Annotated in this window: 14 protein-coding genes; 6 read left to right on the top strand and 8 right to left on the bottom strand. The window is 73.2% G+C overall.

Annotated elements, in window-relative coordinates; translation table 11 throughout:
* Positions 1-28: 28 nt before the first annotated feature.
* The 8 genes from ACEZDE_RS26440 to ACEZDE_RS26405 form a co-directional block, all read right to left on the bottom strand.
* Entirely contained in the window at positions 29-2,230 is a 2,202-nt protein-coding gene (locus ACEZDE_RS26440; RefSeq protein ID WP_380540814.1) for an RNA degradosome polyphosphate kinase, read from the bottom strand.
* Positions 2,231-2,386: 156 nt separating this feature from the next.
* Positions 2,387-3,364 carry a mycothiol synthase gene (gene mshD / locus ACEZDE_RS26435; protein ID WP_380540811.1) on the bottom strand — a complete coding sequence of 326 codons (978 nt, stop codon included), beginning with the start codon at positions 3,362-3,364 and terminating at the stop codon, positions 2,387-2,389.
* A 28-nt stretch (positions 3,365-3,392) separates the two neighbouring features.
* A complete protein-coding gene (locus ACEZDE_RS26430) occupies positions 3,393-4,610 on the bottom strand; it encodes an MFS transporter (RefSeq protein ID WP_380540808.1) in 1,218 nt (405 codons plus the stop codon).
* Positions 4,611-4,682: 72 nt separating this feature from the next.
* Positions 4,683-6,164 (bottom strand): sensor histidine kinase, encoded by a 1,482-nt coding sequence (locus ACEZDE_RS26425; protein WP_449341716.1) that lies wholly within the window; start codon positions 6,162-6,164, stop codon positions 4,683-4,685.
* Between the two features lie 59 nt (positions 6,165-6,223).
* Positions 6,224-6,991, bottom strand: a complete 768-nt coding sequence (locus ACEZDE_RS26420; protein ID WP_380540802.1) for a response regulator transcription factor — start codon at positions 6,989-6,991, stop codon at positions 6,224-6,226.
* 141 nt (positions 6,992-7,132) lie between these two features.
* The gene (locus ACEZDE_RS26415) at positions 7,133-8,356 is read right to left on the bottom strand and encodes a S1C family serine protease (RefSeq protein ID WP_380540799.1); all 1,224 of its coding nucleotides are present in this window, start codon (positions 8,354-8,356) and stop codon (positions 7,133-7,135) included.
* Between the two features lie 122 nt (positions 8,357-8,478).
* Entirely contained in the window at positions 8,479-9,525 is a 1,047-nt protein-coding gene (locus tag ACEZDE_RS26410) for a LacI family DNA-binding transcriptional regulator (RefSeq protein ID WP_380540796.1), read from the bottom strand.
* A 56-nt stretch (positions 9,526-9,581) separates the two neighbouring features.
* Positions 9,582-10,364, bottom strand: coding sequence for a response regulator transcription factor (locus ACEZDE_RS26405; protein WP_380540793.1), 783 nt, complete (start codon positions 10,362-10,364; stop codon positions 9,582-9,584).
* A 171-nt stretch (positions 10,365-10,535) separates the two neighbouring features.
* On the opposite strand from ACEZDE_RS26405, the gene ACEZDE_RS26400 reads away from it, so the two are divergent.
* The 6 genes from ACEZDE_RS26400 to ACEZDE_RS26375 all read left to right on the top strand — a co-directional run bounded on the left by ACEZDE_RS26400 (position 10,536) and on the right by ACEZDE_RS26375 (position 15,939).
* Positions 10,536-11,387 (top strand): alpha/beta hydrolase, encoded by an 852-nt coding sequence (locus ACEZDE_RS26400; protein WP_380540790.1) that lies wholly within the window; start codon positions 10,536-10,538, stop codon positions 11,385-11,387.
* Positions 11,388-11,419: 32 nt separating this feature from the next.
* Positions 11,420-11,728, top strand: coding sequence for a MoaD/ThiS family protein (locus ACEZDE_RS26395; protein ID WP_380540787.1), 309 nt, complete (start codon positions 11,420-11,422; stop codon positions 11,726-11,728).
* A gap of 8 nt (positions 11,729-11,736) precedes the next feature.
* Positions 11,737-13,818 (top strand): hypothetical protein, encoded by a 2,082-nt coding sequence (locus ACEZDE_RS26390; RefSeq protein ID WP_380540784.1) that lies wholly within the window; start codon positions 11,737-11,739, stop codon positions 13,816-13,818.
* 101 nt (positions 13,819-13,919) lie between these two features.
* Positions 13,920-14,621 (top strand): LmeA family phospholipid-binding protein, encoded by a 702-nt coding sequence (locus tag ACEZDE_RS26385; RefSeq protein ID WP_380540781.1) that lies wholly within the window; start codon positions 13,920-13,922, stop codon positions 14,619-14,621.
* Positions 14,622-14,724: 103 nt separating this feature from the next.
* Complete coding sequence (locus ACEZDE_RS26380; protein WP_380540778.1) at positions 14,725-14,904, top strand: putative leader peptide; 180 nt, start codon at positions 14,725-14,727, stop codon at positions 14,902-14,904.
* Between the two features lie 195 nt (positions 14,905-15,099).
* Entirely contained in the window at positions 15,100-15,939 is an 840-nt protein-coding gene (locus ACEZDE_RS26375; protein WP_380540776.1) for a sulfurtransferase, read from the top strand.
* Positions 15,940-15,958 lie beyond the last annotated feature (19 nt).

Here is a 15,958-nt window from a genome sequence, read left to right as displayed (position 1 = left end):
TGCGGTGCTGGCCTGCCCTGGCGGGCTGTCAGGCGGTCGAGCCACTCTGGCCCCAGCCGCCGGTGCTGCGCTTGCGTCGGCGCGACTCGATCAGCAGTTCCTGCACGTTGCGCAGGGGTCTGCCGTCCGCGTCCTGCGCGTGTCTGGTCCAGGTCCCGTCGGGGCCGAGGTGCCAGGAGGAGGTGTCGTCGGCGGTGCCGAGCTCCAGCAGCCCGGCCAGTTCGGCCCGGTGGCCCGGGTCGGTGACCCGGAGCAGGGCCTCGATCCGCCGGTCCAGGTTGCGGTGCATCATGTCGGCGCTGCCGATCCACACCTCGGGGTCGCCGCCGTTGCCGAAGACGAAGATCCGGGAGTGCTCCAGGAAGCGGCCGAGGATGCTGCGGACCCTGATGTTCTCGGACAGGCCGGGGACGCCGGGGCGGACCGCGCAGATGCCGCGGACCCAGATGTCGACCGGGACGCCCGCCTGGGAGGCCCGGTAGAGGGCGTCGATGACGGCCTCGTCCACGATCGAGTTGACCTTGAACTGGATCCGGGCCGGGCGTCCGGCGCGGTGGTGCGCTATCTCCTCGTGGATCCGGTCGGTCAGGCCCTGCCGCAGCGAGCGCGGGGCGACCAGCAGCCGGCGGTAGGACTCCCGGCGGGAGTAGCCGGAGAGCCGGTTGAACAGGTCCGAGAGGTCCGCGCCGACCTGCGGGTCCGCGGTGAGCACGCCCAGGTCCTCGTACATCCGCGCGGTCTTGGGGTGGTAGTTGCCGGTGCCGACGTGGGCGTAGCGGCGCAGGGTGTCGCCCTCCTGGCGGACCACCAGCGACAGCTTGCTGTGCGTCTTCAGCCCGACCAGGCCGTAGACCACGTGGCAGCCGGCCTCCTCCAGCTTGCGGGCCCACTTGATGTTGGCCTGCTCGTCGAACCGCGCCTTGATCTCGACCAGCACCAGCACCTGCTTGCCGGACTCGGCGGCGTCGATCAGCGCGTCCACGATCGGCGAGTCGCCGGAGGTCCGGTAGAGGGTCTGCTTGATCGCCAGCACGTCCGGGTCGTTGGCGGCCTGTTCCAGGAACGCGGTGACCGAGGTGGAGAAGCTGTCGTAGGGGTGGTGCAGCAGCACGTCGCGCTCGCGGACGGCGGCGAAGATGTCCGGCTGCGAGGCGGACTCCACGTCGGAGAGCCCGCGCGCGGTGCCGGCCACGAACGCCGGGTACTTCAGCTCCGGGCGGTCAAGGCCGGCGATGGCGAACAGCCCGGTCAGGTCCAGCGGTCCGGGCAGCGGGTAGACCTCGGCCTCGGTGATGTTCAGCTCGCGGATCAGCAGGTCGAGTACGTAGGGGTCGATCGACTCCTCGACCTCCAGCCGCACCGGCGGGCCGAAGCGACGCCGCATCAGCTCCTTCTCCAGTGCCTTGAGGATGTTCTCGGTGTCGTCCTCCTCGACTTCGAGGTCCTCGTTGCGGGTCACCCGGAAGGCGTGGTGCTCCAGCACCTCCATGCCCGGGAACAGCTCCTCCAGGTGCGCGCCCATCACGTCCTCCAGCGGGACGTAGCGCTGCGGGGAGGCCTCCAGGAAGCGGCTCAGCGTCGGCGGGACCTTCACCCGGGCGAAGTGCTTGTGCCCGCTGACCGGATTGCGGACCACCACGGCCAGGTTCAGCGACAGCCCCGAGATGTACGGGAAGGGGTGCGCCGGGTCGACCGCCAGCGGGGTGAGCACCGGGAAGATCTTCTGCCGGAACAGCGTCAGCAGCCGCCCCTGCTCCTTGTCGCTCAGCTCGGACCAGCGCACCAGTTCGATGCCCTCGGCGGCCAGCTCGGGCAGCAGGTCCTGGTGGAAGCAGGCGGCGTGCCTGGCCATCAGCTCCCGCGAGCGGGTCCATATCTGGTCCAGCACCTCGCGCGGCTGGAGCCCGGCGGCGGAGCGCTGGGCCACCCCGGTGGCGATCCGGCGCTTCAGCCCCGCCACCCGGACCATGAAGAACTCGTCCAGGTTGCTGCCGAAGATCGCCAGGAACTTGACCCGCTCCAGCAGCGGGGTGGCCGGGTCCTCGGCCAGTTCCAGCACCCGCTCGTTGAAGGCCAGCCAGCTGCGCTCGCGGTCCAGGAAGCGGCCCTGCGGCAGCTCCTCCTCGACGTCCTCCTGCTCCCGGACGTCGGGGAGCAGTACCGTGACGTTGGCGGGGACCGGGACGGGCGTGGGTGCGGGGCTCGGCGAGGGGGCGGGTGCGGCGGTCATGGCGGGCGGCTCCTCCTGCAGGGGGTCTTCCGGTGGTGTCATGGTCCCTGCGGGTTGCATTTCGCGATCTTTGCAACGGCGTCTGAACTCAGGGTGAACTGAGGGTGGCCTGAAGGAAAGCTGAGGCGGACGGCTCAGGGCAGGCGGTTCGGCGGCTCACGCGGCGGCCCCGACCCGGAACATCAGGTCCACCTCGTACACCGTGAAGCCCATCCGTTCATATACCCGCACGGCGGCCGGGTTATCGGCGTCCACGTACAGCAGTACCGTCTCCAGCTTCCGCTCTCCGCCGAGGTGGCGCAGGCCGACCGCGGTGAGCGCCCGCCCCAGGCCACTGCCCTGCTCGGACGGGTGCACCCCGACCACGTAGACCTCTCCCGTGGCCCCCTCCACCTTGGTCCAGTGGAAGCCGACCATCCGCCCGTCCCGGACGGCCAGGAAGAAGCCGTCGGGGTCGAACCAGGGCTCGGCGATCCGGTCCGCCAGGTCCTGCCGGGTCCAGCCGCCCTGCTCGGGGTGGTGCGCGAAGGCGGCGGCGTTCAGCGCCAGCCACTCCTCCTCGTCCCGGCCGGGGACGAAGGTCCGCAGCGCGATGCCGTCCGGCAGCTCCGCGGAGAGCTCCTCGACCGGCAGCGGCCTGCGCATCTGCCGCAGCTCGCGGACCAGCTCCATGCCCAGCGCCGCGGCCAGGTGCAGGGCCGCGGGGTGGCCGCCGTGCGCCCACAGCTGCCGCGCGCCGGCGGACACCGCCGCGCTGACCAGCGCCCGGCCGTAGCCCTCGCCGCGCCGGGCCGGGGCCACCACCAGCTCGGCCGTGCCGCCCGCGTCCAGTTGGCCGTAGCCGACCAGCTCGGCGCCGTCGTACTGGAGCAGGTGCCGAACCCCGCCCGCCGCCCCGCCGCCCCCGCCGTCCGCGCGGCCCGCGCCGTCCCCGCGCCCGCCGTCCACGCTGCCCCCGTGCCCGCCGCCCCCGCCGTCCGCGCCGTTCCCGCCGGGTCGGGCCCCGCGCAGGGCCAGCCGTCCCTGCTCCGAGACCGCGGCCTTGCCGTCCGCCCCGGCCGCCGCCTCCAGCAGCGCCCCCACGGCCGCCCGCTGCCCGTCGTCCACCGACCCCACCACCACGACTGCGTCCATGGCACCGACCCTACGTCCGTACGGTGCGTCAGGCGGCCCGCGCCGGGACGACGGCGATGGCCGCGAGGGCGCACCCGGCGGCGCAGGCGAAGGCGGTGCCGTAGCCCGAGGCGGTGATGATCGCGCCGACCACCGGCGGCGCCAGCGAGCCGGTCAGGTTCTGGCCGATGTTCTGCACCCCCAGCGCCCGGCCCGCCCAGTGCGGACCGGCCAGTTCGGCCACCGAGGTGAAGGAGAGCCCGTTGGTGCTCGCCGACAGCCCGCACAGCGCGATCAGCACCACCACCGAGGCGGCCGAGGGCCACCAGGCCGCGAACCCGGCCAGCAGCAGCGACAGCAGCCCGACCGCCAGGGCCAGCACCCGCATCGGCCGCAGCCGGCTGCCGACCGCGTCGGACCAGCGGCCCGCGCCGATCCGGCAGACCGCGGCCAGGCCCTGGCCGACCGCCATCAGCTGCCCGGCCGCGACCGGCGACCAGTGCCGCACGTCGGTCAGGAAGACCAGCCCGAACGCGCCCACCGTGAACTGCGGCCAGACCAGCAGCGCGGACGAACCGTGGATCCGCCACAGCGTCGCCGCGTGCCGATACGGCGAGACCGGCTTCGCCCCGCCGGGGGCGGCGGCCGGCGGCCGGGGAGGGTCCACCACCAGCAGCGCGGTCAGCGCCGCCATCACCCCGCTCAGCACGGTCACGAACAGCAGCGCCCCGTGCAGCCCGTAGGCCGCGGCCAGCGGCGGCATCGACACCGCGGCCACCAGCATCCCCAGCGGGGTCGAGGTCTGCCGGATGCCCATCGCCAGACCCCGCTGCTCGGGCCCGAACCAGCCCAGCACCACCCGTCCGCTGGCCGCCGAGACCGACGCCCCGGCCGCGCCGGCCAGCGCGAACATCAGCCCCAGCAGCACCAGCCCGTGCACCAGCAGGGCCCCGACCAGCGCCAGCGTGGCCAGGCCGAGGCCGCTGGCCAGCACCACCCGCTCGCCGTGCCGGTCGGCGGCGGCGCCCCAGGCGTACAGGGTCAGCAGCAGGCCGACGGTGGGGCAGGCGACCAGGATCCCGGCGTGTGCCAGGTCCAGGCCCTCGCTCCGGCGCAGTACCGGGATCAGGTAGGGCAGCCCGTAGACGAAGGCGAACGAGCTGGTCTGCGCGGCGGTGCCGAGCGCCAGCATCAGCCAGCGGCGGTTCCCGCCCGGGTCGGGTATCGGGTTCGGCGGACGGGTGCCGAGGGTGCGCTGACTGGCCATGACTGTCTCCCGCAGGTCCGGTGGACGATGCGGCCATCATGGCGGGGTATCCGAGGGTTGGGACGAGTTATTTCAGATGCTGGACACGATGTCAGCGGCCGGGACCGTCGGCGGGGTCGGCGGCGGCGGCGTCGGAGCGCCCGGCAGCCGCACCGTCGCCAGCGCGCCGCCGGTGCTGCCGTCCGCCCCCGGCTCGGCCGCCGCGAGGGTGACCTCGCCGCCCGCCTCGCGGACCGTCTGCGCCACGATCGCCAGGCCGAGACCCGACCCCGGCATCTGCCGGGCCGAGGGCGAGCGCCAGAACCGGTCGAACACATGTGGCAGGTCCTCGGCCGGGATGCCGGGCCCGCGGTCCCGCACGGTCAGCGTGCCGGCCTGCAGCCGGACGTCGATCGCGCCGCCGGGCGGGCTGAACTTCACCGCGTTGTCCAGCAGGTTGATCACCGCGCGCTCCATCGCGTGCGCGTCCGCCCGGACGTACCAGGGCCGGACGTCCACGGCGAAGGCCAGGCCGGGGCCGCGGAGCCGGGCGCGGTCCAGCGCGCGGGCGACGATGTCGTGCAGCGGCAGCACCTCCAAGGGCTTGGAGCCCTTCGGGCGGGACGGCCGGGACAGCTCCAGCAGGTCGCCGATGAGCGTGGACAGCTCCACCATCTGCGACTTCATATTGCCGAGCATTCTGGTCCTGGTCGCCTCCGGCAGCGCCCGCCCGGTCTCCTCGCTGCGCACCAGCAGGTCGACGTTGGTCCGCAGCGAGGTCAGCGGGGTGCGGAGCTCGTGTCCGGCGTCGGCGATCAGCTGCGACTGCCGGTCCCGGGAGCTGGCCAGCGCGGTGCTCATCGAGTTGAACGACTCGCCGAGCCGCGCGATCTCGTCCGTCCCGGACACGGCGATGGTCGTGCCGGGCTCCTGGGTGCGGGTGATCTCCTCCACCGCCTCGGTCAGCCGGTCGACCGGCTTGAGCGCCGCCCGTGCCACCAGCAGCCCGATGCCGGCCGCGCCCAGCGCCCCGGCGATCGCGACGCCGCCCAGCACCAGCAGCAGTGTCTGCAGGGAGCTCTGGATGTCGGAGAGCGGATAGGCCAGGAGCGCGACCACCGGCGTGCCGTCGTCGAGCTCGCCGGTCTGGACCCGCACCAGGACGGGTTTGCCGGAGGTGTCGGTTCCGTTGCGGATGTGCGGGGTCGGTGTGGTCAGGTCACTGGGCTCGGGGTTGATGCCGACGGTGCCGTTCGAGAGGATGCACACGTTCTGGCCCGGCCTCGACGGGATGAGCAGCTGTGACGGCAGCAGGGTCGTCTGGCCGTGGCCCTTCGCGGGCCGCCCGAACGGGGTGCTGTTGGCGGGGTTGGCACTGTTGATCGCCGCCGCGGCAGTGGCCGACGCCGCGCAGGTCGGGGATTTGATCGAATTGATCTCCGTGTTCGTGAGCGTGGCCCTGGCCTGGCTGTACAGCTGGTTCCTGACGATGAACCAGCAGGACAGGGCGCAGACCAGGATCGCCACCGCGACCGCCGCCGCGGTGAGCACGGACAGCCGTCCGCGGAGCGACATCCGGCTGAACCAGCCGCCGGAGCGCCGCTCCGGGACCGCCTCCGCCGCAGTGGTGTCACTCACGTGCCGACACCCGCGCGGAGCGCGTACCCCACCCCGCGCACGGTGTGCACCAGCCGCGGCCGGCCCCCGGCCTCGGTCTTCCGGCGCAGGTACATCACGTACACGTCGAGCGAGTTGGACGACGGCTCGAAGTCGAAGCCCCAGACCGCCTTCAGGATCTGCTCCCGGGTCAGCACCTGGCGCGGGTGCGCCAGGAACATCTCCAGCAGCATGTACTCGGTGCGGGTCAGCTCGACCGGCGCCCCGCCGCGGGTGACCTCCCGGGTGGTGGTGTTCATCCGCAGGTCCTCGAACGACAGCACCTCGTCCTCGGCCGCCCCGGCGGCCCCGACCGCGTGCGCGATCGTGCTGCGCCGCAGCAGCGCCCGGACCCGGGCCAGCAGCTCGTCCAGTTCGAACGGCTTGGCCAGGTAGTCGTCCGCGCCCACGTCGAGCCCGGTCACCCGGTCGCCGACCGCGTCCCGAGCGGTCAGCATCAGCACCGGGACGGAGTCCCCCCGCGCCCGCAGCCGCCGGACCGTGGTCAGCCCGTCCAGCCGCGGCATCATGATGTCGAGCAGCACCAGATCCGGCGCGTGCGCCGAGATCGCGTCCAGCGCCTCCAGGCCGTCCGAGGCGGTGGTCACCTCGTAGCCCTCGAAGGCGAGGCTGCTCTCCAGCGCGTCGCGCAGGGCGGGTTCGTCGTCCACGACGAGCACGCGTGCGAGCGCCTCGTCCGTACCGTGGGGCTCGTTCCCGCCTGGCTGGGCTGCTGCGGCAGTCATCTGGGGTTTCCTCGGGTTTCCTCGGTGGCGATCGGACGCCACGATGGCATCCCCCGCCGATTCTCCGTCAACGACGCGCCCGTCGGCAGGCGCATCGATGCGCCCCGCCGGAGCGGGGCGCATCATCCGTGCCCCCTGAGGTCAGGAGTTGACGCTCTGTCCGTTCTGCAGTTGCGGCAGTACCGCCTTCACCGCGTTGATCGGGATGGCGAAGCCGAGCCCGACGCTGCCGGCCTGGCTGCCGGAGCTCTGGCTGTCCGAGGAGGAGTACATCGACGCGTTGATGCCGATGACCTGCCCGGCGCTGTTGAGCAGCGGGCCGCCGGAGTTGCCGGGGTTGAGCGAGGCGTCGGTCTGGATCGCGCTGTAGGTCGCGGTCTGCGTCCCGGAGCCGGAGCCCGAGCCGTTGCCGCCGGAGCCGTTGCCGCCCCGGCCGTAACCGCCGCCGCCCTGCTCGCCCTGCCAGCTGGGGAAGCCGTAGCCGCCGTTCTGCTGCACGGTGCTCTCGCTGACGTCCACGGTGACCTTGCGGTTCAGCGCGCTGACGATGCCGGAGGTGACGGTCCCGGTCAGGCCGTCCGGGTTGCCGATGGCGACGACCGAGTCGCCGATGGCCATGGTGCCGGAGTTGCCGAGCGAGGCCGGCTTGAGGCCGCTGACGCCCGCGGCCTTGACCACCGCGACGTCGAGGCCGGCGTCGGTGCCGACGATGCCGGCACTGGCGGTCTTGCCGTCATTGAAGGTGATCTTGATGGTGGCGCTGCTGTCGCCGGCCGCCGCCGAGATGACGTGGTAGTTGGTGAGGATCTGGCCGGTCGAGGTCAGGATGATGCCGGTGCCGATGTCCTCGCTGTTGCCCGAGTCCACCGTGATCTGCACGGTGCTGGGCGAGACGGCGGCGGCGATCGCGGCGGTGTTGCTGGTGGTCTTGGAGTCCGAGGTGACCACGGCCGAGGTGCTGTAGTCGGCGCCGGAGTCGCTGCGGTTGGCGCTGATCACGCCGCCGGCCACTCCGCCGACCAGCGCGGAGACCAGGGCCACCGCGGCCACCAGCGCCGCCGGGCGGCGGAGCCTGCTGCGCTTGGGCGCGGGCTCGGCCGCGTGGTGCGACGGGTCGCCGGGAATCCCGCCCCCGCCCCCCATGCCGTGGCTGCCGCCGGCCCCGTGCCCGCCGTCGCCGAAGTCGGTGCTGTACGTGTACGGCGACGCGGTGGGGAGGACCGTGCCCTCGATCGGGCGCTCGTGCGCCGTCGGCGCGTGGCCCGGGATCGGCGGCAGCGGCGTGGTGGGCTCGGCGCCCGTGGGGTAGGTGGGGTACGCGCCCGGCTCGGGGGCGCCTGCGGGGTTCCGGTGCGTCTCGTTCATGTGACCAAGGTCCGCCGGGAACATGAGAGCCCACTGAGAGTCGGCTCATAGCCCGACGAAAGATTGTTCCGGGCTTCGTGCCGCAGATGAGCGACCGCTCTACAGGGCCTCAGGAACGCCCTCTAGAGCGGCTTGGACCCGTTCGCCGAGCAGCCGCAGGAACGCCTGGTGACCAGGTGGCTCGGGAAGCGGCGGACCCGGGGCGTGTCCGAGCCGGGCACCAGCAGCGAGTCGTCCAGCACCAGGTCCACCGCGGCGCGGGCCATCGCGTCCCGGTCGGAGGCGACGGTGGTGAGCGGCGGGTCGCAGAAGGCGGCCTCGGGGATGTCGTCGAACCCGGCCACGGCCAGGTCCTCCGGCACCCGGACGCCGACCTCGCGGGCGGCCCTGAGCACCCCGATGGCCTGGTCGTCGGTGGAGCAGAAGATCGCCGGCGGGCGGTCCGGCGAGCGCAGCAGCTCGACCGCGACGGTGTAGGCCCCGTAGCGGTCGAACGGCGCGTCGATCAGCCGGCCCTCGGTGGAGACGCCCGCGGCGTCCATCGCCCGGCGCCAGCCCTCGATGTGGTCGATCACCGGGTCGCCGGCCGCGGCCACCTCGACCGGGCCGCCGATGCAGGCGACGTAGGGGTGCCCGTGCCCGAGCAAGTGGGTGACCGCCAGCTCGGAGCCGCCGATGTCGTCGGTGACCACGGCGACGTCCTCGGCGGTCTCCGGGCGCAGGTGCAGCAGCACCAGGCGGGAGTCGTCCTGGGCCGCGAACTCGTGCGCGGCCTGCTGCGAGGCGCTGCGGCTGATCAGGATCAGCCCGGCCACGCGCATCCCGAGGAAGGCGCGGACGTAGTGCATCTCGCGGTCGCCGACGTAGTCCGAGTTCCCTATCAGCACGATCTTGCCGCGCTCCGAGGCCACCCGTTCCACCGCGTGCGACAGCTCGGCGAAGAACGGCTGCCGGGCGTCGGGCACGACCATGCCGATGAGGTTGGTACGGCGGCTCGCCATCGCCTGGGCGACGCTGTTCGGGCGATAGCCGAGTTGGGCTATCGCCGCGAGCACGCGTTCACGGGTCGCCGGGGCGACCGGGCGGGGGCCATTGTTGATGACGTAGCTGACGACCGCGGTCGAGGTCCCTGCCAGCCTGGCCACATCGTCGCGGGTCACCTTGGGCACGGCCGCAGTCTACGCGCACGGAACCGTCCCGGCAGACCTGTCCGCGACGAGGCGGTTCAGGCCTCGACGCCGGCCCCGTCCCTGGCACCGTCCCGAGTGGCGGCGGCGCGGTCGGCCTCCGCCTCTGCCGGGCTCTCGACCGACCGGGGGACGACCCCCTTGTCGCCCTTCTCCGGCACCACGAAGCGGTAGCCGACGTTGCGGACCGTCCCGATCAGCTGCTCGTGCTCGGGGCCGAGCTTGGCCCGCAGCCGCCGGACGTGCACGTCCACCGTGCGGGTGCCGCCGAAGTAGTCGTAGCCCCAGACCTCCTGCAGCAGCTGGGCCCGGGTGAAGACCCGGCCCGGGTGCTGCGCGAGGTACTTGATCAGCTCGAACTCCTTGAAGGTCAGGTCCAGGACCCGGCCCTTGAGCTTGGCGCTGTAGGTGGCCTCGTCCACGGAGAGGTCGCCGTTGCGGATCTCCATCGGGCTGTCGTCCTGGACCACCTGCATCCGGCCGGTGGCGAGCCGGATCCTGGCCTCGACCTCGGCCGGGCCCGCGGTGTCCAGCAGCACGTCGTCGATGCCCCACTCGGCGGTGACGGCGGCGAGGCCGCCCTCGGTGACGATGAGGACCACGGGCGCGCCGGGGCCGGTCGAGCGCAGCAGCTGGCACAGGCTGCGGATGTGCGGCAGGTCACGGCGGCCGTCCACCAGGATCACGTCGGCGCTGGGGGTGTCCACCAGGGCGGAGCCCTCCGCTGGGGCGACGCGGACGTTGTGCAGCAGCAGCCCGAGCGCGGGAAGGACTTCGGCGGACGGCTGGAGGGCGTTGGTCAGCAGCAGCAGAGAACTCATACCCGGTTGGTCCCCTTTCCGGGTGGAACGGAGGGGTCGGCGACTCCCGTTGGTCCAGCCGGGGGGCACGGCGCTGTGCGGCCCGTCTGGTGGTGGCGCCGGTCGTCCTTGAAGCGCAAAAGGACCCGGGGCGACTCTGCCCGGATCCCTTGGGGAGTGAGAATAGCCCACATGGACGCTGTCGCGAAGGGTCTGACCAGGAACACAGGGGGCGCGCGTCCCTGGGGCGCGCCCGCCGAGGCGCTGCTGATCACCGCGGACGGGGTCCGGATCCACGCCGTGCACCGCCCCGCGGACGGCTCCGCGGACGGTGTCCCGGCGGTGGTCACCGGCGTGGCCGCGCCGTCGCTCGCCGTGGTCGTCGCGCACGGTTTCACCGGCGCGGTGGAGCGGCCCGCGCTGCGCCGGGCGGCCGAGGTGCTGGCCCGGCACGCGGGCGTGGTGACCTTCTCCTTCCGCGGCCACGGCCGGTCCGAGGGCCGTTCGACGGTCGGCGACCGGGAGGTGCTGGACCTGGAGGCAGCGATCGACTGGGCCCGGTCGCTCGGCTACCCGCGGGTGGCCACGGTCGGCTTCTCGATGGGCGGCGCGGTGGCCGTCCGGCACGCCGCGCTCTACCCGGGCGTCGAGTCGGTCGCGGCGGTGAGCGCCCCCGCGCGCTGGTACTACCGGGGGACGGTGCCGATGCGCCGGCTGCACTGGGTGGTGATGAAGCCGCTGGGCCGGGTGGTCGGCCGGCTCGGCCTGCGGACCAGGATCGATCCGCAGGAGTGGACGGACGTGCCGGTGCCGCCGGTGGAGGCGGCGGCCGTGCTGGGGGAGCGCGGGGTCCCGCTGCTGGTGGTGCACGGGGACAGCGACCCGTACTTCCCGCTGGACCACCCACGTTCGCTGTACCGGGCGGCGGCGGCGGCCTCGGGGGTCTCCGAGCTGTGGATCGAGGAGGGCTTCGGCCACGCCGAGAACGCCGCCGACGAGGCGCTTATCGAACGCGTGGGCGAGTGGCTGACCAGGGGTTTGTGACGAACAAGGGCTCGGGAGGCCATGATGGCCCGATGCGAGGTTCCACGGAGACAGACGAATCGGCGGTGCGCGAGGGCGTGATCCGCGAGGGCGTGATCCGCTACTGGGCCGCCGCCAAGGCGGAGGCCGGTACCGCGGAGGAGCCGTACCGCGCGGCGACGCTCGCCGAGGCACTGGCCGCCGCGCGGCGGCTGCACGCCGACCGGCCGCGGTTCGCCCAGGTGCTCGGGCTGTGCTCGTTCCTGGTGGACGGCGACCCGGTCGGCACCCGCGACCACGCCACGGTGGAACTGGCCCAGGGCGGCACCGTCGAGGTCCTCCCGCCGTTCGCGGGAGGGTGAGCCGGAACATGTCCGACCAGTACTCGGGTTCCCCGATCTTCCCGGCCGAAGACCCCGCCGCCCGCGCCCGCGCCGAGGCCGACGCGGACCGCCCCCAGCAACCCCCCTGGCCCGACCCCACAGGCTTGCCGCAGGCCCCTGCGGGGCAGGGATGGAGTACCGGGCAGGGTTGGGACGCCGCCCAGCCGCCGCAGGCTCCTGCGGAGCAGGGCTGGGGCTCCGCCCAGCCGCCGCAGGTCCCTGCTGTTCAGGGTTGGAACGCCGCCCCATCGCCGCAGACGTCTACAGGGCATGGTTGGGACGGCGCTCAGCTGCCGCAGGCCTCCGCGGAGCAGGGGTGGGACGCTGCTCAGCCGCCGGCCGGCTCCTCGTTCAGCCAGATCCACGAGAAGTACGCCACCACGGAGGTCCCGCTCCCGCCGCAGGGCGACCCGTCCTGGCCCGACGCCTGGACCCAGCCCACCGCGGCCCCCACCACCCCGCCCCCCACCTGGCAGCCCCAGCAGCAACCCACTTGGCCCGCCCAGCAGCCCCCTGGCGCGCAACCCGGTTTCGCCCCCGGCCCCCAGCCGCAGGCGGGTTTCGCACCACAGCCCGCCCCGTCGCCGCAGGCGCAGACCGCTGCCGAGCAGACGGCGTTGCTTCCGCCCATCCCGTCCGGCTACGCCGAGCCGGGCGCGCACGCCGGTTTCGCCGCCGCGCCCGGCGGCCAGCCGCCGCAGGCACAGGCCGCTGCCGAGCAGACGGCGTTGCTTCCGCCCATCCCGTCCGGCTACGCCGAGCCCGGCACGCACGCCGGTTTCGCCACCGCGCCCGGCGGCCAGCCGCCGCAGGCGCAGACCGCGGCCGAGCAGACGGCGCTGCTTCCGCCCGTCCCGGCGCAGCCCGGCTTCGGCTCCGGGTCCGGGGCGCAGCCCCCGTTCGCGCAGCCGCAGGGGACGCAGGGTGGGTTCGCGCCCGGTGCGGAGCCGTACCCGCTGGGGGTCGAGCCGTTGGCGCCGGGTGCGACCGGATGGTCGGACGCGCCGCTGGCCTACGCTGCCGCGCCCTCCTCGCTTCGCGAGACCTTCGCGGCGGCCCAGCCCACCGGCCCGGCCGGTGGCGCAGCCACACCCCCGCCGCCGTCCCCGCTGGAGGCGCAAGCCGCAGGCGGCTCCCTCCGCGAGGCCTTCGCCGCAGCGCACCCGACTGGCCCCACTGGCCCGACGAGCCCGACCGGTCCCGTCGGCCCCAGCGGCCAGGCGGCCTCCGCCGCCGTCCCACCGGGCCGCCCCACTCAGGGCCACCCGGCCCCCGGCCGCCCCGTCCAGGCTTCCGTCCCCGCGAGGGCCGGTTCGCCGATCATCGACCCCGGCATCCAGCCCGCCGCGGCGACCCTCGGCCTGGCGGTCCTGCTCGCGCTGGCCGCCCTGCTGGGACGCTTCGGGCTGGTTCTGCCGGTGCTGCTGCTGCAAGCGGTCACCGCCGCCGGATGGTTCCGCCTGAACGGGATGTGGCCCGCCCGGCAGGGCATCGCCCTGGCCGCGCTGGGCGGCTTCACCGCCGACGCCGCCGCACTCGCCGCCGCCGGCGGCACCGCAGCCGCGGTGCTGGCCGGGACGCTGGGCGGATTCTTCCTGCTGGTGCTGATCCTGCAGATCTTCCGTCCGAGCAACCCGGACGAGCGCTTCTACGCCCTCACCGTCAGCGCCTCCGCGACCGTCCTGACCGTCCTGGCCGGCTGCTTCCTGGCGGCCGGGTCGCTGTCCCACCCCGGCTGGTCCACCGGCGCGGCGGTGATCGTCGGCGCGCTCGCGGCCGGGGCCGCCACCGCGGCCTCCGCGCTGCCGGGGATCCCGGCGAACATCGGCTTCGCGGTCGGCGGCTTCGCCGCCCTCGCGCTGGGTGCGCTGCTCGGCGCGGTCACCGGCTTCGGCCTGGGCGGCGGCCTGCTGCTCGGGCTGGTGGCGGGGGCCTGCGCCCTGGTCGGACGGCGGGTCGCGGCGTACGACTTCCCGTCGCGCTTCGTGCACCTCACCGCGGGGGTGGTGCTGCCGCTGGCCTGCGCCGCGCCGGTGACCTACCTGGTCGGCCACCTGCTCGCGAGCTGAACCCGGAGAGAACCGCAGGGGCGCCTCCGGGAGTCCCAGCTACCGCGAGGAAATCCCGGCCGGCGGCCCAGCGCCGCCGGCCGTCACCGGAGGGGAACCCCATGCGTGCCGCACGCCGCCTGTTCATCGTCCTGCTGGTCCTGTTCGGGCTGTTCGTGGCAGCCGACCGGCTCGCCCTGCACTTCGCGGAGAGCGAGGCGGCCAGCAAGATCCAGTCGGCCCGGAACCTGCCGCAGAAGCCCAGCGTCAGCATCGGCGGGTTCCCGTTCCTGACCCAGCTGGCCGGCTCGAAGTTCGACGAGGTGAAGGTGACCTCGCCGGAGCTGACCGTCAACGACGGCAAGGGCGGCCCCGACATCCGGCTGCAGAACTTCGCCATCGACGGCAAGGGGGTCAGGATCACCGGCAACTACTCGGGGATCGTGGCCGACAGCGGCACCGGCAGCGCCCTGATCTCCTACACCGACCTCTCCAACGCCCTGCCCAACCACGTGGTGGTCGCCTATGGCGGCACCCCCGGCAAGGTGAAGGTCTCCGGCAAGGTCGACGTGCCGGTCCTCGGGCAGCAGAACGTCTCCGGCACGGCGGACGTGAACGTGGTGGACGGCAGCGGCATCAGCCTGAGCAACCTCGGCGGGATCAGTGGCGTCCCGGCCGGCCTCGGCGACATCGTCGGCTCGGTGCTTCAGCCCAAGCTGCAGATCGCCGGGCTGCCGTCGGGCCTGAAGCTGGACAGCGTGCAGGCCGGTCCTGACGGTGTCGCGGTCACCGTCTCGGGCACGGACGTCTCGCTCAGCCAGTAACCGGCCCCGTCCCGACCCGCGAGACGCACTGTCCACCGCCGTCTCGCGGATCGGCTGTCCGACGTCCCCGCAGGCGGACCGACCCGTGCCGGGTGCCGTCCCGATGACGCCCCGACCCTCCCTGTATCAATATGTGGAGCGTTTAGTATCACTATTCAAGACATCGATGACAGCGCCGTCTTCGTTCCCTAGCATCGACCCCATGAAGCGACAGGCGGATCTCACGAAGCGGCGGGCGGTAGACCTGTGCCGCGTGTCCGCCTGCCTCTGTCGAATGCGCTGACAGGGCGTCTCCTCAGCCCGCGCCGCACCGCCGGCGCCGGAGGGGTTCACCCGCAGGCCGCTGGGCTCGTCGTAGCCCGCCCCCCTCGCATATCTCTCGCAGAACACTGCCGCGCGTCCCACGATCCGGACTCCCCTCCGGACGCCTGCCCGCGCGGCGCCGCTCTTCCGCAACTGCCCCGGATGGAGAATCCCGATGAGCCGCAGTGACGTCCTGGTAAGCGCCGACTGGGTCCAGGACCACCTGGACGACCCGAAGGTCGTTGTCGTCGAGGTCGACGAGGACACCGCCGCGTACGACAAGAACCACATCCGCAACGCCGTCCGGATCGACTGGAAGAAGGACCTCCAGGACCCGGTCCGCCGCGACTTCATCGACCAGCCCGGCTTCGAGGCGCTGCTGTCCGCCAAGGGCATCGGCAACGACGACACCGTCGTCCTCTACGGCGGCAACAACAACTGGTTCGCCTCGTACGCCTTCTGGTACTTCAAGCTGTACGGCCACGGCGACGTCCGCCTGCTGGACGGCGGCCGGAAGAAGTGGGAGCTCGACTCCCGCGACCTGGTCGACGGCGCCGAGGTCCCGGCCCGTGCCGCGACCGAGTACAAGGCCAAGGCCCAGGACACGTCCATCCGCGCCTTCCGTGACGACGTGGTCGCCGCGATCGGCGCCAAGAACCTGGTGGACGTCCGCTCGCCGGACGAGTTCTCCGGCCGCCTGCTCGCCCCGGCGCACCTTCCGCAGGAGCAGTCGCAGCGCCCCGGCCACGTGCCGAGCGCCCGCAACATCCCGTGGTCCAAGAACGCCAACGACGACGGCACCTTCAAGTCGGACGAGGAGCTGACGGCCCTCTACCAGGAGGAGGGCGTGGACCTGTCCCAGGACACCATCGCCTACTGCCGCATCGGCGAGCGCTCCGCGCTCACCTGGTTCGTGCTGCACCAGCTGCTCGGCCAGACCAACGTCAAGAACTACGACGGCTCCTGGACCGAGTACGGCAGCCTGGTCGGCGTGCCGATCGAGCTCGGCGCCTGACCCTCCGTCAATTCCGTTT

The organism is Streptacidiphilus cavernicola, from assembly GCF_042510955.1.
Taxonomy (GTDB): domain Bacteria; phylum Actinomycetota; class Actinomycetes; order Streptomycetales; family Streptomycetaceae; genus Streptacidiphilus; species Streptacidiphilus cavernicola.
This window is presented reverse-complemented; position numbering and strand designations above follow the sequence as displayed.

Bases quoted from the DNA above. Each gene is read 5' to 3' on its own strand.
- ACEZDE_RS26440 (WP_380540814.1), bottom strand. From the start codon at position 2,230: ATGACCGCCGCACCCGCCCCCTCGCCGAGCCCCGCACCCACGCCCGTC.
- ACEZDE_RS26420 (WP_380540802.1), bottom strand. From the start codon at position 6,991: ATGACTGCCGCAGCAGCCCAGCCAGGCGGGAACGAGCCCCACGGTACG.
- ACEZDE_RS26415 (WP_380540799.1), bottom strand. From the start codon at position 8,356: ATGAACGAGACGCACCGGAACCCCGCAGGCGCCCCCGAGCCGGGCGCG.
- ACEZDE_RS26385 (WP_380540781.1), top strand. From the start codon at position 13,920: ATGCGTGCCGCACGCCGCCTGTTCATCGTCCTGCTGGTCCTGTTCGGG.
- ACEZDE_RS26395 (WP_380540787.1), top strand. From the start codon at position 11,420: ATGCGAGGTTCCACGGAGACAGACGAATCGGCGGTGCGCGAGGGCGTG.
- ACEZDE_RS26380 (WP_380540778.1), top strand. From the start codon at position 14,725: ATGACGCCCCGACCCTCCCTGTATCAATATGTGGAGCGTTTAGTATCA.
- ACEZDE_RS26425 (WP_449341716.1), bottom strand. From the start codon at position 6,164: ATGTCGCTCCGCGGACGGCTGTCCGTGCTCACCGCGGCGGCGGTCGCG.
- ACEZDE_RS26390 (WP_380540784.1), top strand. From the start codon at position 11,737: ATGTCCGACCAGTACTCGGGTTCCCCGATCTTCCCGGCCGAAGACCCC.
- mshD (WP_380540811.1), bottom strand. From the start codon at position 3,364: ATGGACGCAGTCGTGGTGGTGGGGTCGGTGGACGACGGGCAGCGGGCG.
- ACEZDE_RS26430 (WP_380540808.1), bottom strand. From the start codon at position 4,610: ATGGCCAGTCAGCGCACCCTCGGCACCCGTCCGCCGAACCCGATACCC.
- ACEZDE_RS26405 (WP_380540793.1), bottom strand. From the start codon at position 10,364: ATGAGTTCTCTGCTGCTGCTGACCAACGCCCTCCAGCCGTCCGCCGAA.
- ACEZDE_RS26375 (WP_380540776.1), top strand. From the start codon at position 15,100: ATGAGCCGCAGTGACGTCCTGGTAAGCGCCGACTGGGTCCAGGACCAC.
- ACEZDE_RS26400 (WP_380540790.1), top strand. From the start codon at position 10,536: ATGGACGCTGTCGCGAAGGGTCTGACCAGGAACACAGGGGGCGCGCGT.